Origin of the sequence: Haloferax sp. DFSO52 (genome assembly GCF_048158745.1) — an archaeon.
GTDB lineage: Archaea > Halobacteriota > Halobacteria > Halobacteriales > Haloferacaceae > Haloferax.
On the sequence record NZ_JBLOPB010000004.1, the window covers coordinates 230,261 to 257,024 of the forward strand.

The window sequence follows — 26,764 nt, forward strand, 5'->3', positions numbered from 1 at the left end:
GAGGGCGAGGTATCTATCTGTCTCTCAACGGACGATGGACGTTATTACACGCTGCCTAAACCGGTCAGATACCGAGAAAGAGTGGCCACAACAGGAGGCTAATCCACAGACTTACTGCCGCTGGAAGCATAAGTGTGTGGCTCTTTCGCGAAGACGACCGACGCATTCCCACGACGGCAAGCAGTCCGAGTGAGACGAGGACGAAGAATCTGTGGAGGACGATATCTATCGGGATGACACCGACGCCGATGAGTTCGAAGTCGGCAACCAACCCGATTCCGTAGCCGAGGAACGCAACGGCGAACCACAGTTCTGCAGAGAGGTCCCGAGGAATTCGAAGCGCAGCGAGCGGTGGAGCAAGTGCGAAGATCGGATAGAGAACTCCCGCGATGACCTTCGGGTGGTTCGGGATCGTCCCTTCGAGGAAGAGACTCGCCGACCTGACGAGAATCGGGATTGCGACGAGTGTGAGGAGGAGGACGAACGTCCGCTGGTATCTCGGGTCTGCCAGTCGAGACCACCGCAACCGTTCGATAGCAGCACCCACCCTTTCCCGGTTGAAGATGGCCGCGAAGACGCCCCCGACACCGACGAAGACGAAGACGAACGTCGAGAGAGCAGGCCCAACCGTCACCGTCCCCGACCGAAGATGAGATTCAGACCGCGGGCGTTCGACGCTCGCAGGGGTGGGTCCTGAAACGGGTTGTTCGGCAACGGACTGCTGGGATTCGAGCGGCGTATCGGAGACGAGTTGTCTCGGCGCGAGTTTGACGACAGACACCCAGCCGTCGGAGTCGATGATGTTGCCATTGCCGAACCGCTCTCGTTTGATCTCGACGACTGTCGGTTGCTTCATCAGGTCGCGTTCGACGGCGTGTTGCGGTTCGTCGAGACTCGTCACGGTGTGCCGAAGGCGGAACCAGTCCCAGTAGTCGCGGTGGGCCTGAATCGCGGTCCACGAGTCTTCCGGTCCGCCACCACCGTACAACCGGAGGTGAATTCGACTGCCGAAGTAGGTCCCGTCGTGAAGTTGCATCGACTCGTCGATCCAGGTTCCGCCGGATTCACCGGTGTCGACGTACGTGTATCGGTCGGCACCCGTCGCCGACCCCCACGGCCTGTTCACACCGTCTTCGGGAACCTGCTCCCCCGGAGAGAACTGCCACGACTCGTTCGTCTCGTCCCACTTCGCGTCGTACGAGTAGAGGAGCAGCGACCGGACCCGTGCAGGGTTCCCCTCGACGACGACGTTGATAGGAAGCGTCAACGTGTCGAACGACCGCGCCCTGCTGGTGAACGGCCACAGTCGGTCTTGTCCATCACCGACTGGGACGAGGTGAACGTCTCTGGCTTCTTCTACTCCGTCTGGTTCTATCACGTCCCCGTCTAACAGGTGGCCCGAGAACGAGACGAGACCAGCTGACTGGGCGGCTACCAACACCACGAAGGCGACGATAACGACGGCGAAAATCCTCCCGAACCGCCCACCGCGGAATTGCATCGTACAGTACTTCAGCGGGTCTACGACCCTAATTATTCCGTTGTTAAGGTGGGCTCTCTACCGAGTTCAGTTTACGCGATGGGTGCTGTGGATATTTAGCATCCGGATAGTTAGACGGGAAGCCCACCGAGTTGAGACGAAATGGTCGAGCGAACACACGTTCGAGTCACGGCGGCAGTCGTGCTTCTCGTCTGCGCGGGTGTCGTCGGTGGTGCATACGCCACTCGTTCGACGCCCACAGTCACCGACGCTGCTGCGGGCGGCGCGCAAGTACCCGCTTCGAACGGGACGACAGTCATCGCAACCGACTCGAATACGTGGTTAGGAAAAGAATCCGATGGTCCCCGGGCGAACGCCGAACTCGTCGCGTTCGACGCGGATGGAGCGGTCATTTACTACAACGACTCACACACGCGATACTGGGACGTCGACCCTGTCGAGGGGACGAACGCGACTGTCGAGTACCTCTACGCCGACCACCTCACGCCGGACGCGTGTGGTGGTGACTCAGTCTGTACCGAAAACGGCATCGAGCGAGTGAATCTCACGACGGGCGCTGTCGAACAGGTCTACAGCCGCGTGACGCCGGGAAAACACTCGACTCGGTGGCACGACGCCGATAGGATGAGCAACGATACGTACGTCGTCGCCGACATCGCGTCCGACCGCGTCTTCGTGGTCAACACGACCACAGAAATCGTGACGTGGTCGTGGGACGCACAATCGGCGTTCGACCCGGCTGAGTCCGGCGGGCCATACCCCGAAGACTGGACCCACCTCAACGACGTGGAGGTCCTCTCGAACGGTCTCATTCAGGTCAGTCTCCGGAATCACGACCGGGTGGTCTATCTCGACAGAGAGACCGGACTCGTCGAATCCCGGACGCTCGGAGACGGCTCACACGACATCATCTACGAACAACACAACCCGGATTACATCACGAACGACGACGGTGACGACGCCGTCCTCGTGGCGGACTCCGAGAACAACAGACTCGTCGAGTACCGCCGAAGCGACGAGACGTGGACCCGGTCGTGGGTCTGGCAGGACGACAACCTCCAGTGGCCCCGTGACGCAGACCGCCTGCCGAACGGACACACGCTCGTCACCGACTCGAACGGCAATCGCGTCTTCGAACTCGACGAGACGGGCGACGTCGTCTGGAGCGTCCCCATCGCGTTCCCGTACGAAGCAGAACGACTGGGAACCGGAGACGAGAGCAGTGGTGGACCACCCGCACACGAACTCCAACTCGAAAACCGGACAGCTAGCGCGGGAGTCGAGTCCGACGGTGGGTCCACGTCGTCGATACTCCCCGGGTCGGTGGTCAACGCCGTCTACTACGTCCTCCCGCAGTGGATGGGTATCTCGACACTCGCCGCGGCGTGCCTCGGTGCACTCGTTGCACTCGTGTGGGGCGTTCTCGAACTTCGATGGCTCCCGTACAGTATCTCGATGAGTAACCCGTTCACGATTCGAAGACGACGATGAAGAAGAAACCGACGAACGCGGACACTCGGAGTTCAACCGCCCGAAACGAGACAGTTGGCACTCCCGCCTGGGTGACGAGCAACGACACGGACCGCGTCGGACTCGACCCGGTCGAATCAGGCCGGCCGGAGGGCGCACCGAGTGGCGTCCCCGACCTGGGTCGCGACAGCCACATCTGGTTCGTCTTCGCCCTCGTCGCCGGCGTCGTCGTCTCTACGGTTTACCTGTTGACGCATCAGTACCCCGCATACGGGGCCGGTCTCTATCTCGAAATCGCAACGCAGATTCGAGCCCACGACTACGCGCTGCCGGCGACAGTCCCCTACTACACAGACGGAATTCCGCTGGCGTACCCGCCGCTTCAGTTCGTCGTCGTCGCAGTTCTCACCGATCTCGGCATCTCCGGGATGGCCGTCAGTCGATATCTGCCGGCGCTCGTGACCGTCCTCTATCTCGTGCCGTACTACGGAATCGCCTCGCGCTTGCTCCGGACACGGCGACAGGCAGGGGTCGCAACCCTCATCTTCGCCATTACCCCACCAGTCCTCCAGTGGCATCTCTCTGCTGGGGGAATCGTCCGCGCGTCGGCGTTCTTCCTCGCGCTCTGTGGCGTCTACGCTGGAACGCGACTGTTCGTGGACAGGCACTGGCGCTGGACTAGTTTCGGGGCCGTCTGTTTCGCGCTCACGATTCTGTCACACCCGGTGTACACCGTCTTCTTCGGTGTCAGTTGGCTCGTGTTGTACGCGGCGTTCGACCGGTCGGTTCGCGGCCTCCTCAGTGGGGCACTGGTCGCCATCAGTGGAGTCGTCATGTCTGCACCGTGGTGGTGGAAAGTCGCCTCCCGGCACGGGTGGCAGGTGTTCACGAGAGCAGCGGGGAGTCACAGCGGTCTCGCGGGCGGTGTCGGCCGACTCCTCGACCAGTTCGTCTACCCGTTCGACCCCACTATCGTCACGATATTCTTCGTCGCGAGCTTCGTCGCTGCCGGCGTCCTCGTCGCTCGAAAACAGTACTTCCTGCCGGTATGGTTGGTCGTTCTCGCGTACACGCTCGGGAAAGAACGGTTCCAGTTCGTCCCCGGTGCCATGATGATTGCGACGGTGTTGTTCGGCGTCGTCATCCCGCGCGTGTCCGACGAACTGAGTGGAAAACTCGACGCCAGGCAGTCGATGGCAGTCGTCGCGACTGTCGTCATCGTCCTCGGGACGGCCATCGGCGGGTTCTACGCCGGGAGTGCGCTCGGGGCGGCACACCACGGCAGTCCGAGTCTGCCGCCGTTCATGGACGACGACGACAGGGAGGCCATGCAGTGGGCCGAAGCGAACACCGGTCCCAATGCGACGTTCGTCGTGCTCTCGGACGCCGCTGAGTGGTTCCCGTACTACACCAACCGTTCTATCCTCGTCGGGCCGTGGGGTGCCGAATGGGAGAGTCCAGAACAGTACTACGACCAGTTGTCCGCGTTCAAGAACGGGAGTAGCTGTGAGAACGCCAGTTGTGTCTCGAAGTCGATGGCGTCTGTCGGAGCCACGCCCGACTACCTCTACGTCCCAAAAGGGAACTACACAATCCGGGGAGTCGAAGCGGAAAATGGAACCGCACAGCTCCACGCGTCGCTGGAAGAGAGTCCGGGGTACGTGCGAATCTACCAGAACGAGGGTGTCGTCGTGTACCGTGTCACGTCGGCAGCATTTCCTGCCAGAGAAACGACCGCTTTGGATGTGTCTAAGATTCGGCGCGGCAGATTATCGGACCGATAGTAAACCCCTCGGCGGGTGACCGCGATGGTATGTTCGCACCCTCCCGCATCCGTGGTCCCTACGGCACACACGTGACAGCAGAACTCGCGTTGAAGACCGGTCGCGCCCTCGCCAACACACACGATCAGGTCGTGTTAGGCCACGACCCGAAAGACAACGCCCGCCTTCTCGCCGACGCCGTCGCGATGGGGGTCCGCGAGTGTGGGAGTACGGTCCATCGACTCGGTGCCGTCACGAGTCCGACCGTCTCGAACGCCCTCCGACGACTGGACGCCGACGTGGGTATCGTGGCGACGTCTGCCGCCGACCCGACGGACGACACTGGATTCAAGCTGTTCGACAGCGACGGGTCGCGACTCTCGTGGGAGCGCCAGCGTCGTCTCGTCCGCAACGTCAACGGCCCGGCTGTCGAACTCGCCTCGTGGGACGACGTCGGTGACTCGCTCCGGTGGGACCTCGCCACAGCATACTACATCGAATGGCTCTGCGAAGGTCGGTCGTCGGTCTCCGACACACACGTCGTCGTCGACGTCGGTGGCCACGACACCGACACCGTCGCAGTCGCCCTCGAACGACTCGGGTGTGAGGTCCACCGCCTCACCGAGACGGACGATACGTTCCCCCGTCAGCGAGTCTCGACGGGCGACGACGTCTGCACATCGTTGTGTCGGACCGTCGCAACCTCGGAGGCAGACTTCGGCGTCGCACACGATGCCGACGCCGACCGCCTCGTCGCCGTGGACGAGACTGGCACGGTCATCGGCGGCGATACACTGTTAGCGCTCTTCGCGCGTAACGCAGTCGAAGACGCCGACGGAGACGCACAGGTCGCGGTCCCGCTCGAATCGAGTCGACGAATCGAGGAAGTCGTCGAACGAGCGGGTGGGTCGACTGTCCGAACCGAGATGGACCACGCCTCCGGAACGACGTCGGTGGCGACGACCAGCGTCGTCTTCGGTGGCGAACCGAGCGGTGTTCACCACTGGCCCGACGAATCACCGTGTCCAGACGCGGCGCTGTCGGCCATTCACCTCGCACACATCGTCGACGACGGGCCACGGCTCTCCACACAGGTCCAGGCGGTAGAGGCGTATCCACTGTACTTCGACTCCTATCCGGTCGAAAACACGGCCCGTGAGATGTCGCGAATCACGTCCGAAGCGCGCGAACGGTTCGACGAGGTGCAGACCGAAGATGGCGTCTTCGTCGAACTGGACGGCGCGTGGTTCGTGGTCCGACCGAGTCGCACGGAACACGCACTCCGCGTGACCGTCGAAGGAACGTCGAATCGCAGTGCAAAACGGCTGTTCGAGCGCGTCCACGAACTCGTCACCAAAGAGCGGGCCACGGTCGCCCCGTGATGAGCCTGGCGTGGTCCGTCTCCGAATCGCCGTGAGCAAAACACACATGACCGTCTCTCCCGAACCACAGGTCGAACTGTGGCAGACGACGACAGCGGGTCCCCGGAGTACGACGCCGTCGAGACCCACGACGAGTTGATACGGTGGTCGCGTGCGTATTGCGTTCGTGCCGTCTCAGAGTACGGGTTCGACGTGGAGTTAGCCCGTGTCGAGTGGGAGGTCTCCACTCGTTCGAAACGGCGAGCGGCGGCGGTGAAGACACCACAACTCGAGGATGCAGCCATCGGTGAGCCGAGAGAGTGGTCCGAACGAGCGACGGGCGAGGGGACTTCGGACGACGTGCCGCGTTGTACGATGTCGCTCTCGTGGCGAGCCTTCGACTCGTTCGGTCGAGAAGCGTGGGCCGGGACGCTCCGCCACGAACTCGTCCACGTCGAACAGTTCCAGGCGTTCGGCACCACCGACCACGGCACCGAGTTCAAACGCCGAGCGAACGCAGTCGACGCACCCATCCACGTCCCTCGCTTCACCGACCCGAAGTACGTCCTCTCCTGTACCGACTGCGGTGACGAGGTTGCCTACCGATATCGTACGTGTAAACTCGTCAGACAGTCGGCGGCGTACCGCTCGTCGTGTTGCGATGCAGCTCTCGCGTGCAAGCAGAGCGAAGTGGAGTGAGCAAGTGGAGTGAACGGGGTGGTGTGAGCAAGCGGAGTGAGCGAGGTGGAGTGGGCGTAGAGAACTCACAGTGATAGACTGGGACCAAAAGACTGGCTCCAAACTCACAATGTGTGGAAATTTTACAATTTTTGCGGCAGTATCGTCGAGGGAGAGACACCGAACGTTCCAACGACGAGTCACGTCGATTTCATATTCAATTAAGTTATAAGATTGTCACAGACCTAAATACCACACACGGGCAGTCTGTCGATTGTAATATAATCAACATCCCAATAATTTTGAAGTCGACCGCACTCGAATGAGACGTATATTTATCCAGTCGGGACGACAGTGTGAAAGAGTATCACATCCATGCGACACGCACCAGGAACATTCTCGATTGCAGCCCGCGACCCGACCACGAACACCTACGGTGCGGCAGTGACCACGGGAACCGTCGCCGTCGGCGCAACCTGTCCGTACGTGAGTGCCAATGCAGCGGCGGTCACACAGTCGTATACGAAGACAGAACACGGACGCGACGCCGTCTCGCGCGCCGACGCGGGCGAGTCTCTCGACGATGCGTTCGACGACCTGTTGGCGGCCGACGAGTACGCCGCCTATCGGCAAGTCCACGGCGTCGGTCGGGACAGTGAGTTCACGTTTACCGGCGACGAGTGCGTCGAGTGGGCCGGCCACCGCGTTGGCGACGACTACACCGTTGCGGGGAACATGCTCCCCGGGAGCGACGTGGTCGAAGCGACGGCCGACGCCTACGAATCAGCCGAGGGCGACATGGCAGAACGACTCGTCTCCGCGCTCGAAGCGGGTGAGGCCGCCGGCGGCGACGACAGAGGCGAGATGAGCGCGGCGATTCTCGTCCACGCACCCGACCCGGAGTTCTACCACAACCTCCGTGTCGACCTCTCGGACGACCCGGTCGGTGACCTGCGCTCTTTGCTCACCGAAGCCCGACGTGCAAAGGAAAAGATTCGGTCGGAGACCGACGACCTCTTCGAAACCTATCCAGACGAGATTCTGGACTTCGGCGTCAAGTACTGACCAGCGAGGGTCTGAAACGAGCGAAAACGGATGTGTGAAGCGCGTTCAGTCCGAGTCCACGCTACTGGTTTCGGCCCGTTTCGACGGTGTGATGAACGACTCGCGTTCGCTCATCTCTGCTTCCGACAGGTGACACGAGATGGCGTGTCCCGACTCGTCCATCGCTTCGAGTTCCGGAAGGTCCTGCTCACAGACGTCGCCAATCTTCTTCGGGCAGCGAGTCTGGAACGGACACCCAGACGGCGGATTGATGGGACTCGGAACGCTCCCTTCGAGGAGGATGCGGTCGGTTTCGCGGTTCGGGTTCGCGTGCGGAACCGCCGAGAGGAGGCTCTCGGTGTAGGGGTGGAACGGTGGCGAGAACACGTCGTCGATGTCCCCGAACTCCGCAATCTTCCCGAGGTACATCACCGCGACACGGTCACAGATGTGCCGCACGACACCGATGTTGTGTGAGATAAAGAGGTAGGAGATGTCCTCGTCGTTCTGTATCTCGTTGAGCAGGTTGAGAATCTGCGCCTGGACACTCACGTCGAGCGCCGAGACGGGTTCGTCGCAGACGATGAGTTTCGGTTCGACTGCGAGGGCGTGTGCGATGGCGACACGCTGTTGCTGCCCGCCGGAGAACTCGTGCGGATACTTGCTTGCTGCCTTCCGCGAGAGCCCGACGCGTTCGAGCAGGTCGCCGACGCGTTCTCGCTTTTCTTCGCCCGTCGCGATATCGTGTTTCTCCATCGCGCGGCCGACGATTTGACCGACCGTCTTCCGTGGGTTGAGCGAACTCTGTGGGTCCTGGAATATCATCTGCATCTCGCGACGCAGACTCCGAACGTCGGTCGAACCGAGTTCGTGGAGCGGCTGTCCCTCGAAGTACACCTCGCCTTCGGTCGGTTCGAGAAGGCGAAGCGCAGTGCGGGCGACAGTGGACTTACCACATCCAGACTCACCCACGAGACCGACAGTCTCGCCGGGATAGACGTCGAAACTGACGTCGTCGACGGCTTTGACGTACCGACGTTCGATGGTCGGGAGGCCACCGTTCTCGAACGAGAGGTGGACGTTTCCGAAGACTCCCTCACCCGCACTGAAGTACTTCTTCAGGTTGCGGACTTCGAACAGCGGGTCGCCGCTGCGGTCGATGTCCGCCCTGCCGCCACCGGCTTCTGGGGCCGTACTCTCTGAGAGGTCCAGGTCCTCGGCGTGGATACACGCCGCTCGCGTCGACGAGTCGCCGACGCTGTCGAGTGCCGGGTCGCCGCCGCTGCGGCACGCTTCGGTCGCGTTCGGACACCGAGGTGCGAAGTTACACCCACTCGGGAGGTCCCCAAGGTCGGGCATCGCGCCGTCGAGCGTCGGCAGTTCGTCGTAGTCCGTATCGACTTCCGGAATGGAGTCGATAAGCGCCCGCGTGTAGGGGTGCCTCGGGCGGGCGAACAGGTCACCGAGTTCGGCGGTCTCGACGAGGTTCCCAGCGTACATCACACCGACGTGGTCACACGTCTGGGCGACGACGCCGAGGTTGTGCGTAATCATCAACACGGCCGTCCCCTCGCGCTCTTGCATCTCGTTGAGCAGGTCGAGAATCTTCGCCTGCGTCGTCACGTCGAGCGCGGTGGTGGGTTCGTCCGCGATGATGAGGTCTGGCTCACACGAAAAGCCGATCGCGACGAGGACGCGCTGGCGCATCCCGCCGGAGAACTCGTGTGGGTAGTCGTCGATGCGCTCTGCGGCGTCCGGAATCCCGACTTCGTCCATCGACGCGATCGCGAGTTCGCGTGCCTCGCTCTTCGAAACGTCCTGGTGTCGTCGAATCGTCTCGATGATCTGCTCACCGACGGTCATCACCGGGTTGAGCGACGACATCGGGTCCTGCGGAATCATCGCGATACGGTTGCCACGGATGTCGCGCATCTCGGCATCCGATTTCTGGAGCAGGTCCTCGCCGTCGAAGACCACCTGTCCACCGGTTATCCTGCCCGGCGAATCGATGAGGCGCATGATAGACCGAGCGGTGACGGACTTGCCCGCGCCCGACTCACCGACGAGACCCATCGTCTCGCCGCGGTCGAGCGAGAACGACACCTCGTTGGAGGCGACGATTGGGCCCTCTTCGGTGCGGAACTCGGTTTTGAGACCGCGCACGTCGAGGAGCGGCCCATCGTCGGCCTCACGGTCGGTCGCCGTTGCGTGTGAACTCATTCTATCGCCTCCACCTTCGGGTCGAGTACGTCGCGAAGGCCGTCACCGAGCATGTTGAATCCGATGACGGCGATACCGATAGCCAGGGCGGGGAACAGCAACATCCACGGCGCAGTCTCCATGAACCCGCGCCCGGTGTTGATCATCAGCCCCCACGAGGGCGTCGGTGGCTGTGCGCCGAGTCCGAGGAACGACAGACTCGCCTCTGCGAGGATGGCGAACGAGATGTTGAGCGACCCCTGAACGAGCATGGGAGCCGTACAGTTCGGGAACACCTCGCTGAAGATGATGCGAGAATCGTTCTCGCCGCGTGCGATGGCAGCCTCGACGTACGCCTCGTTCCGCTCTGCGAGCGCCGCACTCCGGGACACCCGGGCGATGTACGGCGTATAGACGAACGCCAGCGCGATGATGACGTTCGTCAACTCCGGACCGAGGACGACGAGGAGCGTCAGTGCGAGAAGCACTGGTGGGAACGCCATCGCAGCGTCCATCACGCGCATGAGTATCTCGTCGGTCAACCCCCCGGTGTATCCAGCGACGACGCCAATCACTGACCCGACGGCGAGTGCCGCGGTGATAGCGCCGAATCCGACACGGAGGGAGATTCGACTGCCCATGACGACGCGACTGAAGATGTCACGGCCCAGGTCGTCGGTGCCGAACGGGTGTTCGACAGACGGGGCCTGCGACCGGTCTTCGATGTTCGTCTCTTCGATGGAGTACGGTGCGATGAGCGGTGCGAAGATGGCCACCAAGATGAGCATCACCACGATGCTGAACCCGAGCATGGCCTTCGTATTACTCCGGAACTTCCGGACGAAGCGAGCGAACCGTTCGCGTTGCGACTGCGAGATGAGGGGTTTGCGCTCGTCGGTCTCCTGTTCGGTTGCCATCAGTCGTCACCTCCGTAGCGGATACGTGGGTCAAAGTACGCGTACAGCAGGTCTGCGGCGAAGTTCGAGAACATGTAGATGAGTGCAACCACGACGATACACCCCTGAATGAGGGGGATGTCACGGCTCTGAATCGCGGTGAGCGTCAACCGGCCGATGCCGGGCCAGAAGAACACTTCTTCGAGTACGACGACCCCGCCGAACGCGTAACTGAACTGGAACGCGATGACCGTGATGACGGGGATGATTGCGTTTTTGAGTGCGTGCCGGAGAACGATGACGCGCTGGCTCATGCCTTTCGCACGTGCGAGGTTGATGTACTCCTCGCTCAGCACTTCGAGCATCGACGACCGGGTCATTCGCATGATGTAAGCGGTGAGTGCGAAGCCCATCGCGCCCGCCGGCAAGACGAGTCGTGTGAGAGAACCGACGAGGTCCTCGCTCGGTGAGACGTACCCACCGGTCGGGAAGAGATTGAGCCAGACAGCGAACACCAGGATGAACACCAGGCCCCAGAGGAAGATGGGCATCGAGATACCGATGAACGCGAACATCGACGCCGTCACGTCGGGTGCCTCGTTCTGGTTGATCGCGGCGTAGACGCCGAGCGGCACCGAGAGGATAACGGCGATAATCGTCGCGGCGAACGCGAGCATCAGCGAACGTGGCAGACGCTCTGCGATGAGTGCTGCGACTGGTTCATTGAACCGGAGTGATTCGCCCATATCTCCCTGAATAAGTCCAACCACCCAATCGATGTACTGGACGTACAGCGGGCGGTTGAGTCCCAGTTGGGATTGGAGCGCTTCGAGCGACTGTTCGGTCGCGTTGGGGCCCAGAATGAGGAGGGCCACGTCACCGGGGAGGATGTTGGTGACGGCGAAGGCGATGAGCGTGACGAAGAACAGCGTCACCGCCATGAAGCCAACGCGCCGAAAGACGTAGTTGTACATCGACATTGTGTGAATTCTTGTATGAAATCGTGGGTGGAGTCGGGGTTAGCGGTCGAGCCAGTTGTCGTTGAACTGGAGCGTCGACCCGTCGGGCGCACCGATGTCGCCCTTGTACTGCGATGCTGCACCGTACAGGCTCGGTTGCCACCAGAGGAAGAGGTGGCCAGCACGTTCGTCGTGGAGAATCTGCGTCGCCTGGTGGTAGAGGTCGGCGCGCTCGTTCTCGTCGTAGATGGTGCGTGCTTCTTCGACCAGTGCGTTGTAGTCTTCGTTCACCCAGTTGGTGAAGAAGAATGCGCCGTCGGGGTGCAGGAACTTGTAGAACGACACGTCAGGGTACCACAGTGCGAGGTAGGAACTCGTGGTCGCCTGGAAGTCACGCTTCGAGTAGACGTCCGAGAGCCACGTACTCCACGTGATCTGCTGGATTTCGAGGTCAATTCCCACTTCGGCGGCGTCGGCGGCGATGACTTCTGCGGCCTGCACCTGCGTCGGGTACGACTGCGGAATCTTGAACGTCGCACTGTAGCCGTCGGACATGCCGGCGGCGTCGAGGTGTTCCTGGGCCTTTTCGAGGTCACGCGGACGCGGATCGATATCAGAGTTGACCCACGGGCTTCCGGGTGCGGCCGGGGACGCCGTCGTCTGGCCGGTGCCGTAGAGGGCCGCTTCTGCAACTTTCTCCTTGTCGATGGCGAAGTCGAGTGCGAGGCGGGCGTCCTTGTTGTCGAACGGCGCCACGTCGCAGTTCATTCCGAGGTAGACCAGCGACTTGGGGAACTGCTTTTCGAAGCGCACGTCCGGTGCCTGTTCGACGCGAGAGACGTCCTTCGGTGCGATGCCGTTGATGAAGTCGTACTCGCCGGCGAGGAACGACTGGAGACGGACGCTCGGGTCCGGAATCTCGCTCTTGACAATCGTGTCGATGAACGGGCCGTCTTCGTCGGACGCGCCCCAGTAGTCCTCGTTGCGGACCATCGTGAACGACGTCTCGATTTCGCGGTTTTCGAACTTGTACGGGCCAGTCCCGATGGGCGTCTCGACCATGTCCTTCGCGGCGTTCTCCGCCGGCATGACCGAGAGTTCTGCCGTCGCCATCTTCGCGAGGAAGGGAGCGAACGGTTCAGTGAGTTGAATCTCGAAGGTGTAGTCGTCGGGAGCGCGGAGTTCTTCGACGAACTCGAAGAAGCCAGTGGCGAGGAAGTCACCGTTCTGAACGCGCTCGTAACTCGCGAGCACGTCTTCTGCGGTCATCTCCTTGCCGTTGTGGAACATCACGCCCTCACGGAGTTCGAACGTCAGGAGCGTGTTGTCGTCGGACTGCTCGAACGACTTCGCGAGGTGTGGCTTGATAGAGTAGTCGTCCTGCAGTGCGACGACTTCTTCGTAGATGTTCTCGAGGACACGCTTCGACGCTGCCGAGGTGTCGATGTGGGGGTCGAGGCCCTGCACGGGAACTGCACCGCCCCACTGGAGCGTGCCACCTTGCTTGCCGCCACTTGCTTCGGTCGTCTCAGTGTCGTCGCCGCCGGAGTCCCCGCCGGAGTCGCCACCCGACCCACCAGAGTCGCCACCGGAATCGCCGCCATCGTCGCCGCCACCCGTACAGCCAGCGAGTGCTACGGCACCAGTCGTCGCCGCTGCGCCGAGGAACGTCCGACGGTCGAAACGGCCACGGAGCGAACCATCGCCGCTGCTCTCAGGAGAGTCGGTCCCCTTGTCATTCTCTTGCATATAGAGGTCCAAATTCACTAATGTGTGATAAAAATTTTGGTCGAACAGATGTAACTGACGTTCATTCAACCAAAATTGTTCAGAGAAGTTGCACGTAACTCGACGCTCGTGTGCCTCCAGCAAATTCGTGCAGAACACACCGTTCGTGCAGAACACACCGTCGAGTGATGTCGCGCATATTTCCAGTTCCAAAATATGTAAATAGGGGTAGTTACGACTCGGCCACTATGCGAGTCAATCAGCAGCGACTCCGCAGTGACATCGAGTCGAACGCGGAGTTCGGTGCCGTCCCCACGGACGAGGGCCGTGGGCGAACGGTCCTGACTGGAAGTGCGGCGGACCGCCGGGCGAGAGAGTTCTTCTGTGAGCGCCTTCGAGATGCGGGCCTCTCTATCCACATCGACGAAGTCGGGAACATCGCTGGTCGATGGGTACCCGAGAGCGCAGACCCGGACGCGGCACCGGTCGCGACTGGGAGCCACCTCGACTCTGTTCCAGAAGGCGGCATCTTCGACGGACCACTCGGTGTGTACGCCGGCCTCGAGAGTATTCGGGCGATGCAGGATGCCGGCGTCGAACCTGTCCGACCGGTCGAAGTCGTCAACTTCACCGAAGAGGAAGGCCAGCGGTTCGGCGGCGGGCTCATTGGGTCGGCAGTCGCCACAGAGGTGATGGACACCGAAGAAGCGTTGGCTATCGAAGATACAGATGGGATTCCACTCGGTGACGCGCTCGCTGATATCGGCTATCGCGGAGAAGGCCGAATCGACGCGGCAGCGTGGGATTCGTGGGTCGAACTGCACATCGAGCAGTCGGAACGACTCGAAGACGCGAATGTTCCCGCCGGTGTCGTCACGTCCATCGTCGGTCTGTCTCGGTGTGCTGTCGAAATTACCGGCGAAGCAGACCACGCTGGGTCGACCCTGATGGACGACCGGTCCGACGCGCTCGCTGCCACCAGTGAGTTCATCCTCGATATCGAACGAGCAACGAACGAACGGAATCACGTCTCAGAGACGGCAGTCGGGACGGTCGGGAAACTCGACGTGTCACCGAACGCTCCGAACGTCATCGCTGGGAAGACGACGCTGACCGTCGACGTTCGAGACGTGGACTACGGGTCTATCGAGTACATCATCGACGAAGCCCGTGAGAGTCTGGCTCGTCTCGAAGACGAACGGCCCGTTGAGACGACGCTCGAACACCCGTGGGACCGCCAGCCAATCGAGATGAGTGAGCGATGTCGCAGTGCACTTCACGAAGCAGGGAGCGAGATGGGCCTGGAGACGCTCGACCTTCACTCCGGGGCCGGACACGACACGATGCACGTCGCGGAAGTCACGGACGCCGCACTCCTCTTTGCCCCGTCGCGAGACGGAATCTCGCACAACCCCCGAGAGTGGACTGACTGGGAAGACTGCGCCGATGCAACACAAGTTCTGGCTGGTGCGCTCGCCCGACTCGCAACCGAATAACGCCGTCAATACGACCGCCACCGACACTGTCCGACGCTGCTGTGTGATACTTCTGTGATGCTGCTGTGCAACGTCGCTATGCGACGCTGCTATACGACGCTTCTGTGCAACGCTGTTGTGCGACACCCCTATGCAACACCCCGTTTTTACTGGCCTGAGACGTCGTGAGACAACGGCCCGTCGAGTGGACGCATCCAGTTCGCGAGCGTTCCAACGAGTCAGAGTTTGCTGAATGTGAACTAATTTTTTATAGTCCATTTTTCTGCGATTGAGACGCTCTTCTATACGATTGAGAATAACTGACTCCGTGAAATGTACGGTAATCAGCCAGTTCGGTCGGATTCAAACGGATGAGAGACACCCCAAGTTTGTGAAATACAAACAACTATACTATCGGAGAAAGGATACCGACCATGGCAAACGAACACACGGGCGGTTCGCCGCGGACCCTGAAGACGGTGTCTCGTGCGTTCGACGTCGTTCGGGCACTCGAGGAGTTAGACGGCGCGAGACTAACAGCGGTCGCAGACCACCTCGACCTCTCGAAGAGCGTCGCGTACAACTACCTGAGCACGCTTCGAGAAGAGAAGTTCGTCGTGAAAGACGGCGACACGTACCAACTCTCGCTGCAGTTTCTCCTCGTGGGAGAGTACGTCCGATACCAGCACATTCTCTACCGCATCGGCAAGCCAGAGATAGAAGAACTCGCGGAGAAGACTGGCGAATATGCTCATCTGGCGACGGAGCAACACGGCCTCGGTATCAACCTCTACAAAGTAAGTGGCGAGACGGCAGTGGGGAGCGACTACCAGGTGAACAAACTTCAGCGGGCGGATTATCTCCACTTTTCTGCCACGGGGAAGGCGATTCTCGCACACCTCCCACGAGAGCGTGTGAACTGGATCGTCGACCAGTACGGCCTCCCGGCGAAGACGGAAGCGACCATCACGGACCGTGAGGAACTCTTCGACGAGCTCGAGGCCGTTCGTGAACGTGGCTATTCGCTCAACGACGAAGAGGAAATCAAAGGATTGCAGGCGATCGGGGCCCCGGTGACAAACCGCCATGGGCGCGTTCTCGGTTCTATCAGTGTCTCTGGACCCGTCCGGCGGATGAAGCAACCGGAGTACCACCAGACCCTCATCGAGAGCGTCATCAACACCGCGAACGTCATCGAGGTGAACGTCAATATGGAAGAATCGGACGATAAGTTCCCGACGTTTAGCTAAGTTCCCGACGTTTAGCTAAGTTCCCGACGTCTAGCAAACCACATCCTCATTACACGGGTATGTTTGTAACAATAGTTCACCACACACGTCCCCCACAGTTCTAGTTCACAAGCTGCGAACTATCCACTCACCAGACATCAAGTGAATCGAAAGCGCTGAAATCCATCGTTTCAGAGCTGCAGCCGCATCAATTCTGCCACGAGTTGAAACTGAGAGTCTATCGAACGCGGTTCAGTGGAAGACGAAATAGACCGATAGATTTGCACATCTACGTGTGTCTGGTTCAGCAATTTGCAGAGAATAGGGGAGAGTGGAAGTTCCACTACCAATTGTGGTACGATGCAGCAACTTTCGCGGAGATATTGTCTATATCAGAACGAAATGCCGAGACGGTCTGCAGTCCGTGCAGTTAGATCTCGGTGATTCTCGCGTGCTGTTCGTCGAGCGCGGCGGCGTCTTCGGGGAGCAGTGCGACGATTACGTACTCGGCGTGTTCGTGGACGTACTCGACGAGTGCAGCGATTCGTTCGGAGTCGATCGCCTCCAGCGAGTCGAGAAGCATGAACGGAAGTTGCTCAGCGACGTCGTGGACGAGATACCCTGCGAGGCCGAACACGAGGCCGATGACTTCCCGCTCACTCTCTGAGAGGTGGTCGACGGTGTCCTCGTAGACAGACCCAGTCTCGGTCTGTCGGACGATGTGGAGGTTGAATTCGCTCTGGTCGTTCGACGTGCCGCGTCCGCTCGTCTCTCGGCGGATGCGCTCGATCCAGACGCGTTCGATGTTTTCGTACTGGAGGATGTCGAGGACGCGTTCCATGTGGTCGTTGAACTTCTCGACTGCATCGGCCTCTATTCGGTCGATGCGCCCGCGAAGCTCTTGAATCTCCTCACCGATCTCTTCTCGTCGCTGCTTGTACTGTGCGAGACCCTCCTTTTTCGTACGCGCTTCGTCGAGTTTGTCACGAACCCGTTCTCGCTCGTCTTCGAGCCGTTCGCGTTCGAGTTCCGCACGGTTCGCCTCCGAGTGAAGTTCGACCAGCTCGTCCGTCTCGTCGTCAACATCCTCGGCTTCAGCTTCGACGGTCGTAATCTCCTCTCGGAGTTCCTCCTGTCGCGCTTCGAGGTCTTCGATTCGGTCGAGCGTTTCCTCTCGTTCAGCGACGGTCTGTTCTAACCGCGACGAGAGCTCACGGCGACGAGTTCGTCGCTCTTCGATGGTGTCGAGTCGCGACGACAGTTCGTCGATTTCGTTTCGGGCCTCCCGGCGCTCGGCAGCGAGCGACGCACGGTACTCTTCGAGGTGTTTGACGGTCGCCTCGATCGTCTCAGGCGAGACTTCTGACCCGCACGTCCAACAGACGACGTCGTCGTCACCGAGCAGTTGGTCGGTGACGCTCCCGTCGTCGTCACCGCGAAGTGCGTCCGTCACGTCTCTGTTTTCGCCAGCGAGCATCGACTCGTTGACGCGGACGATGTTCTGAATCTCGTTCATCTGGGACTCGAGTTCGCGGACGCGCTCTCGGCGGTCAGAGAGCTTCGATTCGAGTTCCGACGGAGAGTCAGCAGTCTCGTCCGGCAGTTCGTCGAGCGACTCTCGGATATCTGCTTCGTCGTCGCGGAGTGCTTCGAGGCTCTGTCGCTCGGTTTCGAGACGGAACCGGACGTTTTCGAGCGTCGAACGAAGCTCGTTGAGTCGGTCGAGCGCCTCGTTTTCGCCGTTGTCGGTGCGTTCTGCCGACTCGATTTCGGCTTCGAGTGCTTCGAGACGTTCGCGGGCCTCGTCGATTTTGTTGTCCAGTTCTGCCTCACGCTGTTCGAGGTTTCCAATCGACCGTTCGAGTGCGTCTTCCTCCTTCAACTGGGAGTCGATCTGTCTGCGTTCGGCTTCCAACTGCGTAATCTGGGCTTCGATGGCCGTCGTATCGACGGGGCGCATGATGAGCTCCCGCAAGTCGTCACCACGTTCGACGGCCCGGCGTGCTTCGTTCGACTCCAGCAAGAATGCGAAGAGGTCGGCGAGTTCCGGGTCCGAAAGGTAGGGGTCGCCGCTCGCGACGGTGCTCGAACCCTTGCGACGAAGGACGCGAGTGAACGTCTCGTCGCCGACGGAGAGCGTTACCTCACCCTCGTCGGCGTCAGCCTTCAACGACGCTCGGTCGCTGCCGAGGGCAGTCATCAACGCCTGTAAGAACGACGTCCGGTTGGTCGCGTTTCGGCCGACGAGAACCGTGATTCCGGGTTCGAATTCGACGTTGGTGTGTTCGATTCCTCCGATGTTTCGCGCCTCAACAGAGACGTTTGCGGCGCGACTAGTGACGGTCATGGTTGCTACCAGTGAGTGGGTTCAGATAATTGTTTGTATTTGATTACACTCGTACCGTTGTAATGGAAACCGTTATGGTTCTCGTTCTCGTGGCTCACATACATGCCTGAAAATAGACCAAACCCGACGAATTCGAAGGTTGGGCGCCTCATCGAGTCGTACGGGTTGAACGGACTCGGAGAGGAGTTAGAGCAACGCTGGACTGCCGACGAAGATGCAGAAAGCCTCCGGACGCTCGCAGACGTGTTCAACCACGAACTGCTCACAGCGGCGGCAACAGATGCCGGTCTCGACTTACTCGACGGCGAAATCAAGACGTTCTACGAAGCGCTGGCCAACAACGACGCGACGGGTGCCGAGCGAACCCGGGCACGTGGACGACTCGAACGGGCCGGTATCGACGTCGATGGCCTCCAACGCGATTTCGTCTCGCATCAGGCGGTCCACACCTATCTCACGTCCTATCGTGGTGCCTCGAAAGAACGCAAGCGCAGCGACCCGACAGAACGGGTCCAGCGGCTGCGTGGTCGACTGGCAGCGGTGGCAGAGAGTGCGCTGGATTCCGTCCAAAACAGGGACGATTTCGTCATCGGCTCGCCGGATGTCCTCGTCGACGTCCAGGTGCTGTGTGCGGACTGTGGAAGCCAGTACGGATTCGATGAACTGGTCGAACGTGGCGGGTGCGATTGCAAGTAGTATACAATAATTCGTGCAATACAGATGTGGGCGTGACGGTGGGGAGCGAGAATGTTAGCCTCACTCTGGAGAGACATAAACTGGACACTTTGTAGGTATTGAGCATAGATAACCCATCTTTACGAGGAAGAGGCTACAAATTTTAAAAATTGTGGAATTTGTGTAGTGATCTGCCACCGGCCGTGATTAGGTGCTATTTGCTCGTACTGTAGGATAGTATTGTGTTATATTTGATTTATCGACTTGCGATACGCACAGCTTCGTTGGTCAGTGACAGAGTCAGGTTTCGCTGCTGGTCCAGGTCTTCTCACCGGGGAGTAACCCACTCGCTCGGTGTGTGGGTGGGTTTAAACAAGCTGATTACACCATCTTCTGACATTCTAACAAATCATTAAGACTTTCGCTTATACAGGAGTGGCTCATACACAAGTGCAATTAGTAAACTGAACCCACTGTCGAGCAAATCAGCAATGAATCATATGTCGCTATACAAAATTAGAGGGGCAGTTCCGTCCACAACCTCGGAGGATGGATTTGATGCGTGACTTCTATTCAAACACATCACTACTGAAATACGATTAGTCTGTCGACTTTTTCAGGCTGCATCAATTAGCTAACCATTCTGGGCGTCTTCAACGTTATGGACTCGAAAAGTACGAGGTAAATTACAGACAAACCAAACTAGAGCATAATTAAGAAACAAATAACTCAAATTCTGAAAATATGGGATAAGTTAAATATTCAGTATATCACATATGCAAACATGACTGATGATCGTTTAAATTGTCGCCGGAGGATAGTATGCAAATCGCTCTTCACGTCCATTTTTGCATTAGGAGGTTGCGTCGGATACACAGGGTCTAGATCAAAAAATTGGGATATTGAAGAAGTAGAATCAAATCTGGTTCAGGCTAACGGGTCTGATTCTTACCCGCACAAAATAGTGATATCTAATAATATTGGAAAGATAGAATCACTACTGACAGTACAAAACCAGGACCGTGTATACTATAGAAAAGTACACCAGTTAGAGGGTTCTACGCGGCGATCAGTGATTGCGGGATTCACTAAAAATAATACGGAGTCGAATTTGGAAGTGGAGGTTTCTCTAACATTACCTAATGGTGATCGTTCAACTGTTCCGTTCCGGGTGAATGATTGCTATGGGGATATAGAATTCACACTTTTAAAAGAAGGAATAGAGCCAGCAGTTGATGTATGTTAATTACTAAATATTATGGTAGGGAAGAAATATTGTGTGTTCTGCCAACATTTTTATTAGTTGTTAGGTTGACACTCAAATTGGGTATGAATTCAACTGAGAATGAAGATCGTGTCAACGTGAATCGGAGAAAAGTACTCCAAATGACTGGTGCCATGGGGGTAGGTTCTCTAATGCTTTCAGAGGCGAGTGAAGCAGCTGAGCCGGAAAATTGGCTAAATGATGTCTTATTCATCGAGACTAAGAGAAGATACACGGGTGTACCCGAGCGTCCACGGTCTCTTTCGTGTGGTGTTCCATTATACAGAATTGATGAAAGCAACGCTCAAATGGTCTTGTATTCCATGGGGAGGAAGAAAGATATCGAGAAAAGGAAAGAGACTTTCAAACAAAATGAGGGAATTGTAATCGGGGATGGTTTTCAGGCACTCCCAGCAACTGTCTCAGATGGGGCAGGACCAAACTCAATTACTTCCAAACAGGAATATGACCGGGGGGTATCTTACTACATTCCGCTTAATGATCAAGTTTCTACTCCTGCCATCAGAATATCTATAATCGGTGACGGAGATATTAAAGTAACTTCAAAAGGAGGAACAGAAGTACTTTCACCATCAAAGGAACTAGAGATTACTCTCCCAGAACGGACCATCACAGTCAACGAAGAGGAGTCGTCCCAATCTCCAGAACTTTATCAAGTCTCACCCAAAGTATCCGTGAAAAATAATGGATATCTTGACGTATACGAACAGGTGGTGGGACAATGACCAATATGGCTCTTGTTGGAACGTATAATTTCTGGAACGTAAATATATCCGGACATGATCAACAAACTCAACTACAAGATATAAAAGACTTCATCCTCGATGTATGGGATTCAGATATTGATAATTCAAATGGAGATTATAGCTTAAGTATTGGAATTTTACCTGATGAAGTAAATTATACAGTACCACAAAGTGAACTTTGTGACAATTGCACGTTAGGAACGCGAAGAGATAAGTGTCATGAATGGGCGAAGAACAAATCATGGTACTCAAACTTTGATGTTGTTCATTTTATTGATTACTATGGTGGTGATCCGGGAACATACGGGAATGCGATAATTGGTGGTGCCGACCACAATAATAGAAGTGCACTTACAGATTGTTTTTGGGACTGGGAAAATCAGATGGGGAGCTCCTTTGATCAAGTGAAGATTGAAGGTGTCGCAGCTCACGAAACATTGCATGCATATTGCGCCTATCATGACGATTCTGGAGTAAAAAGCAGTTGCAACTCCACAGTCATGTACAGTCCTGCTGCTGGTACAAGTGGATGTTATGACAATTGTGCCAACCCTGACGAAATTTTGAAAGAATGTACCTCATGCACAAGGTCTGCGGTCAGATGTTTCATAGATTCAAATTTCTCACGTAGTAGTTGCCCCGATTGTTATTAATTGATGCAATTTGAATAGTTAGTTCCAATCTATTTCTTAGGAATTTCATGCTACTCTGTACCGATCGAATGAATAATGCTTTTCCTTCTGGTCTCGTCCTCCGAGAACGTCTCCGGTTCGGAAAGTAACTAATTGATGCATTCAAAGAACCCGAAATTCGAGTCAATACGCTTGAAGGCTGATACTCTAAGTGGCATCCAGCATCTTATCCATTTCACGGAATGCTCAAACCTTCTTTTATCGCGAAGTCACTGGAGACAGCTATCAGAAACTCCCCGAGCATCATGAACTCGCCTCAGCGGTTGACTTCGACCAGATTTCTGACTAATCATTTAATTCGCGACCAAACGTATGCAGTCATCGAATATGTTAGATAAAAACGATTTCAGAAGATATATATTATTCTGATGTCATGATGGGCATATGAAGATAAATCTAATTGATATGTTTTATGAACCCGAGTATACGGGAAAAAATCGTTGTGGGCCTTGTACAATACTCAACCTCTTCTTAGCTGGACTCTTCACCATGGGGATAGCCCACTGGTCTCATATTGCTGGATATATATCCTTTGCTGTGTCGCTTGGTCTTATCTATTTTCGTGGTTACCTTGTCCCTGGTACTCCTGCATTGACTAAACGTTACCTCCCTCGTGAAATCTTACGTTGGTTCGGTAAGGAACCAGAACTGGAGACTCGGAATGGGATTGATGAGAAAAATCTCAGAGATGGTGCTAAGACCAATGAACCTTCTAAATCCGTTAATGAGGCCAAGGATACGGCCGAGGTAATAGAACCAGACCAGTATCTCCTAGCTGAAGGGATTATTAAACCATGTGAAGATGTGGAGGACCTCTGTCTTGACGACGAATTCAAAGAAGCTTGGAATCGCGAAATAGATCAGCTATCGGATAGTGAATTGGACGCAACTGATGTTATATCCATACTTGACATTAAGACAAGTGTCGAGGAATTTAACATTAAAGAATATCGAAATGCTTGGACAATAGTTTCAGACACGCAGAGGATCGGACGATGGCCTTCACAAAGAGCACTCCTTGCTGATGTTGGGGCTGCTCGTGTCTTATACAAGTGGTCTAACACATGGGGGGATATGTCTCCAATGCATAAGGGTCAGGTTTTAAATGGGATCCGGTTATTCATCGAGAAATGTCCAGGTGAGGACGAGTCAGTGACTATGACTGAAGAAACAGTCGAGTCGTGCTGCTCGTCGCACGACGTTATTGTTATCTCTTGTAACGAATCTGGTGACCGCCTCTTCGAGCAGAAAATCGACTCGGTCTGAAAAAATCTTGGAATTGGCAATCGCATTAAATAAACAGATGTGTGGCACTGTCTAGATAACTGCTTGAACTATCGCTTGTCGAGGTATTGATGAGGAGTGTTGAAAATATCGGTCGTATGGAAACCCGTGCTGCTCGAATGACCGATGCTTTTCTTGTTGGCCTCGACCTTCGGGAACATCTCCGGCTCGGCAAGTCACTACTTGAAGCGTTCGAAGAACTTGAAATTCGGCTTGAGACGCTTGAAGACGGCTATCCTGAGTGGCATCCGGCATCGTACCCATTTCAGGGAATACTCAAGCTCTTCTTCTACCGCGAAATCACTGGAAACAGCTATCGGAAACTCTCCGGCTACCATGAACTCGCCTCAGCGTGTGGTCTCGACCGTATTCCTGATGTGTCGGTCTTGTCGAGAACGTGGCGTAATCGCTTCGACACAGCCACTCGTGAGTTTGTCGAACGAGGCGCACATCTACTCGTCAAAAATATCCACGATTTCGGTCCATCTGTTGCTGAAGTACGTCCTAAGCACGAAGTCCTCGATTTCGAAGAACGTGGCTCAGGGGAGTCTGGTAATGGAGAAGAACAGAGAGTCACGTTCGATGATAAAGAGATCTTCCGTACGACTCGCCTTGCTCGTGAGCATTGCTTCAATCCGTTCGACTCTGGTCGGGCAGAGAACTCGTCCTATGACGATTCTCGATTCTTCGAGTTACAGACGTTCATGGGCATGGTTGGCTGCGGAACTGCCCAAGGCGCAGCACGCTTTCAGTACCGACGTGGGAAAGAATACGGGCCGCACGGTGATACGCACCTTCGAGCGGTCAAACAATTCGATGGTGAACCACTCCTCAATGGGTTCAATATCGCTACTGACCGTCTCCTCTCAGTAATCGAATCTGAAGTCTCGTTTCGGCGGCCAGTGACCGTGGCGCTCGACATTACCACAGTACCCTACTTCGGTGATGTGGAAGGAATGTCAATGGTCAGCGGGACGAAAGACGGTGAGGGGAGAGCGTTCAAGTTTGCTACCCTCTCGATTGTTGGGCAGAACGTCCCACTCGTCTTAGCTGTCGAACCGGTTCGAGAGAGTTCAGCGTGGGACGATAACCCGCCGAATCGAATTCATCGTGTGGTCCGGCGATTAGTTCGTCAAGCAAAGGAACACGTTCCTATCGAGATGGTGCTGTGCGACCGCGAATTCGACTCGATGAGAGTGTTTCAGACGCTCTCGAATCTTAACGTGGGCTACCTGATTCCCAAGCGGATCTCCAGCTCAGAGCGGGAGGCGATTGAGCAGATGGAGCAGGACGGTCGGGAGGTCGCCGTTGAATCAGCGTCAGTTCATGTTGAACAGGGTTCGCACGCGATGGAGTTCTTGTACGTTCCCTCGACGAAGACTGATGGAACAACTGTCTTCGCAACGAATGCTCGTGTTACACCAAAAGAGGCAGAAGTGTTCTGTCGGCGTTACAGTAGTCGCTGGCAGATTGAAAACGAGTACAAGAGCATCAAGCATGATTTCTTAGCGAAGACTTCCTCGAAGGATTACCGCATTCGGCTGTTCTACTTCGTGTTCGCAGTTCTCTTGTACAATATCTGGCGGCTCACTGATTTCCTGCTAAAGGCTAGTGCTGATGGTGAGATGGACTACGCACCAGTCATTACTGCTGGAGAGTGCGTCGAGTTGGTCTCTTCGGCGCTGCTTCCACCTGACTAGTTGGGTGGACACCATCCGGTTCGCCTTTTGTGAGTGGTGACGCTATCTATTGGTGAAATAGTTCGACTAATCTCTGACAATCAAAGAGAACTACCCCCTGTGCCCGAGTTTTTGAGTCGATTTATCTCGTAATATGGTCGAATTCCTCGACAAACCCGCGCAAAAATTCCCATCCTCCGAAACTGTGTTCCGTCAGAAAATCAGTGTCAGCGAAATCAATCGCTTCTGTCCCGTTACTCTAACGAGAGCGAGAAGCCCCAGCGAGCATCCGTCCGTTCTTCGTCGCCCCCGGAGAGCGACCCGACGGTGAACGTCGATTCGAAGCGGAACTCCCCGACTGGGAGACAGCTCTCTTCGCCGTCCTCTTTGGCCGCCCCGTAGAGGTCGACCAGTTTCGACCGTGATTCACCGGGGTCGAACGACTCGATTCGGTACTCTTCGGTGACGGCAATCGGTTCGTCGAGTCGCCAGCATCCGGGGTCAGCCGGGTACATCTCACCCGCGGGGAGGAAGATGAGTTCGCGTGAGTCGTCCGAGACGTACTGGAAGAAGATCGCACGTCCTTCACCGACTTCGACCGTCTCGTCACTCGTGTTGGTCAGCGTGATTCTGAGTTGTGGTGGGTGGTCGTCCGTCGCGACGTCTTCGCTCACTTCGACGGTCGGTTCGATTGGGAGGTCCGGGGCGGAGTCGACGCTCGAGAGCACGATACCCGGCCCGCCAGTCCCAGTCGGGCGCGTCCCGCCAGCGGGGTCGCTTCCATCAGTCGTGTCCGGAAGGTCTGGCGTGTCGTCAGTGTCAGACCCACCGTTGTCAGAACCGCCATCCCCGAGGCACCCGGCGACGAGGCCGACAGAGAGGAGGGCAGTAGAGCGAACGAGTGTCCGACGTGTCAGTGACATACCAATACATACGCGGCTGAGAGAATAACCCTGCGCAAGAGTCAAATCGTCGTTTGACTCACGCTCGGACGGTCACGGTGTCGTCTCCCCGTTGTGTCGTCGCCGGTAGTACTCCCACTCGGTATCGGTGCCGTAGTGGACGAGAAGTTGTTCCGTCGTTTGTTCGGCGACGCCGGCGACAGCACGGAGTGCGTTCGTGTCTCGCTCGACAACGACGGCCGCGACAGCGTCGGCGCTCCCGAAATGGTCGTAGAGTGCGTCGGCCACCCGACTTCCTGCGTTCGGCACGGGGACACACGCCGAACAGATACGAGCACGTTCCGCTCGTTCGTCGATACGATCGACCCACTCTTGGACCCACGACGCCACACGCTGTGTCTCTTCGACCGTCTCTGGAGTCGCCAACTCCCGGACCGACTCATCGACGATGCCACCGAAGCGAGCAGAAAGTGAGAGTCCGCCAGGGTGCGGAAGAACGTGGACACCTGGTGAGTCGCCGGATTCAGTCCCGACGAGGACTGACGGAACTGTCTTTTCGAAGCGAAGCGCGAAGTTTGCGGGACGCGGTTCCCCGGGTGGGTAGATGACCCACTCGTCACTCGGGAGCGTGATTCGTTCGGGGAGCCACCCGAGGCCGCCGTCCGTCGGGAGGCCCGAATCGTCAGCGACCGAGTCGTCGATGTCACGTGTCACGTCGTGGTCCTCCGGTGCGGGATTCGCTATCGATTCTCGAATTCCACACAGTCGCGTGTCCTGACAGACCGAACGAGAGTTGATAATACACGTGGTTACGGACACGTCGCCGACGATGACGAGAAACAGGTGGGCCA

20 protein-coding genes are annotated in these 26,764 nt (G+C 57.2%); 12 read left to right on the forward strand and 8 right to left on the reverse strand.

Translation table 11 applies throughout. The annotated features are described in order from the left end of the window. Positions 1-64: 64 nt before the first annotated feature. Positions 65-1,501, reverse strand: coding sequence for a hypothetical protein (locus ACK3SC_RS18410; RefSeq protein WP_416841709.1), 1,437 nt, complete (start codon positions 1,499-1,501; stop codon positions 65-67). A 141-nt stretch (positions 1,502-1,642) separates the two neighbouring features. Here ACK3SC_RS18410 and ACK3SC_RS18415 point away from each other — a divergent pair, with 141 nt between their 5' ends. The 5 genes from ACK3SC_RS18415 to ACK3SC_RS18435 all read left to right on the forward strand — a co-directional run bounded on the left by ACK3SC_RS18415 (position 1,643) and on the right by ACK3SC_RS18435 (position 7,838). After that, on the forward strand, positions 1,643-2,992 hold the full coding sequence (locus ACK3SC_RS18415) for an arylsulfotransferase family protein (protein WP_416841710.1): 1,350 nt from the start codon (positions 1,643-1,645) through the stop codon (positions 2,990-2,992). Beyond that, on the forward strand, positions 2,989-4,755 hold the full coding sequence (locus tag ACK3SC_RS18420) for an ArnT family glycosyltransferase (RefSeq protein ID WP_416841711.1): 1,767 nt from the start codon (positions 2,989-2,991) through the stop codon (positions 4,753-4,755). Before ACK3SC_RS18415 ends, ACK3SC_RS18420 begins: the two co-directional genes overlap by 4 nt. Before the next feature lie 29 nt (positions 4,756-4,784). Beyond that, positions 4,785-6,116 carry a phosphoglucosamine mutase gene (locus tag ACK3SC_RS18425; protein WP_416841712.1) on the forward strand — a complete coding sequence of 444 codons (1,332 nt, stop codon included), beginning with the start codon at positions 4,785-4,787 and terminating at the stop codon, positions 6,114-6,116. A 78-nt stretch (positions 6,117-6,194) separates the two neighbouring features. Next, positions 6,195-6,794 carry a SprT-like domain-containing protein gene (locus ACK3SC_RS18430; RefSeq protein WP_416841713.1) on the forward strand — a complete coding sequence of 200 codons (600 nt, stop codon included), beginning with the start codon at positions 6,195-6,197 and terminating at the stop codon, positions 6,792-6,794. Positions 6,795-7,148: 354 nt separating this feature from the next. Further along, positions 7,149-7,838 (forward strand): DUF1028 domain-containing protein, encoded by a 690-nt coding sequence (locus ACK3SC_RS18435; RefSeq protein ID WP_416841714.1) that lies wholly within the window; start codon positions 7,149-7,151, stop codon positions 7,836-7,838. Between the two features lie 45 nt (positions 7,839-7,883). Here ACK3SC_RS18435 and ACK3SC_RS18440 read toward each other — a convergent pair whose 3' ends face one another. From ACK3SC_RS18440 to ACK3SC_RS18455, 4 genes are read right to left on the reverse strand one after another with little or no spacing between them, the layout of a single operon-like run. Further along, positions 7,884-10,037, reverse strand: a complete 2,154-nt coding sequence (locus ACK3SC_RS18440; RefSeq protein ID WP_416841715.1) for a dipeptide ABC transporter ATP-binding protein — start codon at positions 10,035-10,037, stop codon at positions 7,884-7,886. After that, entirely contained in the window at positions 10,034-10,933 is a 900-nt protein-coding gene (locus tag ACK3SC_RS18445; RefSeq protein WP_416841716.1) for an ABC transporter permease, read from the reverse strand. Before ACK3SC_RS18445 ends, ACK3SC_RS18440 begins: the two co-directional genes overlap by 4 nt. Further along, entirely contained in the window at positions 10,933-11,892 is a 960-nt protein-coding gene (locus ACK3SC_RS18450) for an ABC transporter permease (protein ID WP_416841717.1), read from the reverse strand. Before ACK3SC_RS18450 ends, ACK3SC_RS18445 begins: the two co-directional genes overlap by 1 nt. 39 nt (positions 11,893-11,931) lie before the next feature. Then, positions 11,932-13,620: an ABC transporter substrate-binding protein gene (locus ACK3SC_RS18455; protein WP_416841718.1), complete on the reverse strand. Its 1,689-nt coding sequence runs from the start codon at positions 13,618-13,620 to the stop codon at positions 11,932-11,934. 227 nt (positions 13,621-13,847) lie between these two features. On the opposite strand from ACK3SC_RS18455, the gene ACK3SC_RS18460 reads away from it, so the two are divergent. Further along, complete coding sequence (locus ACK3SC_RS18460) at positions 13,848-15,095, forward strand: Zn-dependent hydrolase (RefSeq protein ID WP_416841719.1); 1,248 nt, start codon at positions 13,848-13,850, stop codon at positions 15,093-15,095. A 413-nt stretch (positions 15,096-15,508) separates the two neighbouring features. Then, entirely contained in the window at positions 15,509-16,324 is an 816-nt protein-coding gene (locus ACK3SC_RS18465) for an IclR family transcriptional regulator (RefSeq protein ID WP_416841720.1), read from the forward strand. Positions 16,325-16,733: 409 nt separating this feature from the next. Here ACK3SC_RS18465 and ACK3SC_RS18470 read toward each other — a convergent pair whose 3' ends face one another. Then, positions 16,734-18,650, reverse strand: coding sequence for an archaea-specific SMC-related protein (locus ACK3SC_RS18470; protein ID WP_416841721.1), 1,917 nt, complete (start codon positions 18,648-18,650; stop codon positions 16,734-16,736). Between the two features lie 102 nt (positions 18,651-18,752). On the opposite strand from ACK3SC_RS18470, the gene rdfA reads away from it, so the two are divergent. The 5 genes from rdfA to ACK3SC_RS18495 all read left to right on the forward strand — a co-directional run bounded on the left by rdfA (position 18,753) and on the right by ACK3SC_RS18495 (position 25,032). Then, positions 18,753-19,346 carry a rod-determining factor RdfA gene (gene rdfA / locus ACK3SC_RS18475; RefSeq protein ID WP_416841722.1) on the forward strand — a complete coding sequence of 198 codons (594 nt, stop codon included), beginning with the start codon at positions 18,753-18,755 and terminating at the stop codon, positions 19,344-19,346. 1,218 nt (positions 19,347-20,564) lie between these two features. Further along, positions 20,565-21,335, forward strand: coding sequence for a hypothetical protein (locus ACK3SC_RS18480; protein ID WP_411966130.1), 771 nt, complete (start codon positions 20,565-20,567; stop codon positions 21,333-21,335). Further along, positions 21,332-22,009, forward strand: coding sequence for a hypothetical protein (locus ACK3SC_RS18485; RefSeq protein ID WP_411968731.1), 678 nt, complete (start codon positions 21,332-21,334; stop codon positions 22,007-22,009). Before ACK3SC_RS18480 ends, ACK3SC_RS18485 begins: the two co-directional genes overlap by 4 nt. Positions 22,010-22,432: 423 nt before the next feature. Next, complete coding sequence (locus ACK3SC_RS18490; RefSeq protein WP_411966128.1) at positions 22,433-23,314, forward strand: hypothetical protein; 882 nt, start codon at positions 22,433-22,435, stop codon at positions 23,312-23,314. A 116-nt stretch (positions 23,315-23,430) separates the two neighbouring features. Beyond that, positions 23,431-25,032, forward strand: coding sequence for a transposase (locus ACK3SC_RS18495; protein WP_411966127.1), 1,602 nt, complete (start codon positions 23,431-23,433; stop codon positions 25,030-25,032). Positions 25,033-25,265: 233 nt separating this feature from the next. On the opposite strand, the gene ACK3SC_RS18500 is transcribed toward ACK3SC_RS18495, so the two are convergent. Together ACK3SC_RS18500 and ACK3SC_RS18505 are read right to left on the reverse strand one after the other, a co-directional pair. Beyond that, a complete protein-coding gene (locus ACK3SC_RS18500) occupies positions 25,266-25,934 on the reverse strand; it encodes a hypothetical protein (protein ID WP_416841723.1) in 669 nt (222 codons plus the stop codon). Between the two features lie 72 nt (positions 25,935-26,006). After that, positions 26,007-26,627 carry a hypothetical protein gene (locus ACK3SC_RS18505; RefSeq protein ID WP_416841731.1) on the reverse strand — a complete coding sequence of 207 codons (621 nt, stop codon included), beginning with the start codon at positions 26,625-26,627 and terminating at the stop codon, positions 26,007-26,009. Positions 26,628-26,764 lie beyond the last annotated feature (137 nt).

Excerpts from the sequence above, each read along its gene's own strand:
- ACK3SC_RS18425 (WP_416841712.1), top strand. The coding sequence starts at position 4,785 with ATGTTCGCACCCTCCCGCATCCGTGGTCCCTACGGCACACACGTGACA.
- ACK3SC_RS18460 (WP_416841719.1), top strand. The coding sequence starts at position 13,848 with ATGCGAGTCAATCAGCAGCGACTCCGCAGTGACATCGAGTCGAACGCG.
- ACK3SC_RS18485 (WP_411968731.1), top strand. The coding sequence starts at position 21,332 with ATGACCAATATGGCTCTTGTTGGAACGTATAATTTCTGGAACGTAAAT.
- ACK3SC_RS18435 (WP_416841714.1), top strand. The coding sequence starts at position 7,149 with ATGCGACACGCACCAGGAACATTCTCGATTGCAGCCCGCGACCCGACC.
- ACK3SC_RS18440 (WP_416841715.1), bottom strand. The coding sequence starts at position 10,037 with ATGAGTTCACACGCAACGGCGACCGACCGTGAGGCCGACGATGGGCCG.
- ACK3SC_RS18415 (WP_416841710.1), top strand. The coding sequence starts at position 1,643 with ATGGTCGAGCGAACACACGTTCGAGTCACGGCGGCAGTCGTGCTTCTC.
- ACK3SC_RS18480 (WP_411966130.1), top strand. The coding sequence starts at position 20,565 with ATGTTAATTACTAAATATTATGGTAGGGAAGAAATATTGTGTGTTCTG.
- ACK3SC_RS18420 (WP_416841711.1), top strand. The coding sequence starts at position 2,989 with ATGAAGAAGAAACCGACGAACGCGGACACTCGGAGTTCAACCGCCCGA.
- ACK3SC_RS18465 (WP_416841720.1), top strand. The coding sequence starts at position 15,509 with ATGGCAAACGAACACACGGGCGGTTCGCCGCGGACCCTGAAGACGGTG.
- ACK3SC_RS18490 (WP_411966128.1), top strand. The coding sequence starts at position 22,433 with ATGAAGATAAATCTAATTGATATGTTTTATGAACCCGAGTATACGGGA.
- ACK3SC_RS18410 (WP_416841709.1), bottom strand. The coding sequence starts at position 1,501 with ATGCAATTCCGCGGTGGGCGGTTCGGGAGGATTTTCGCCGTCGTTATC.
- ACK3SC_RS18445 (WP_416841716.1), bottom strand. The coding sequence starts at position 10,933 with ATGGCAACCGAACAGGAGACCGACGAGCGCAAACCCCTCATCTCGCAG.
- ACK3SC_RS18470 (WP_416841721.1), bottom strand. The coding sequence starts at position 18,650 with ATGACCGTCACTAGTCGCGCCGCAAACGTCTCTGTTGAGGCGCGAAAC.
- ACK3SC_RS18450 (WP_416841717.1), bottom strand. The coding sequence starts at position 11,892 with ATGTCGATGTACAACTACGTCTTTCGGCGCGTTGGCTTCATGGCGGTG.
- ACK3SC_RS18500 (WP_416841723.1), bottom strand. The coding sequence starts at position 25,934 with ATGTCACTGACACGTCGGACACTCGTTCGCTCTACTGCCCTCCTCTCT.
- ACK3SC_RS18495 (WP_411966127.1), top strand. The coding sequence starts at position 23,431 with ATGGAAACCCGTGCTGCTCGAATGACCGATGCTTTTCTTGTTGGCCTC.
- ACK3SC_RS18455 (WP_416841718.1), bottom strand. The coding sequence starts at position 13,620 with ATGCAAGAGAATGACAAGGGGACCGACTCTCCTGAGAGCAGCGGCGAT.
- rdfA (WP_416841722.1), top strand. The coding sequence starts at position 18,753 with ATGCCTGAAAATAGACCAAACCCGACGAATTCGAAGGTTGGGCGCCTC.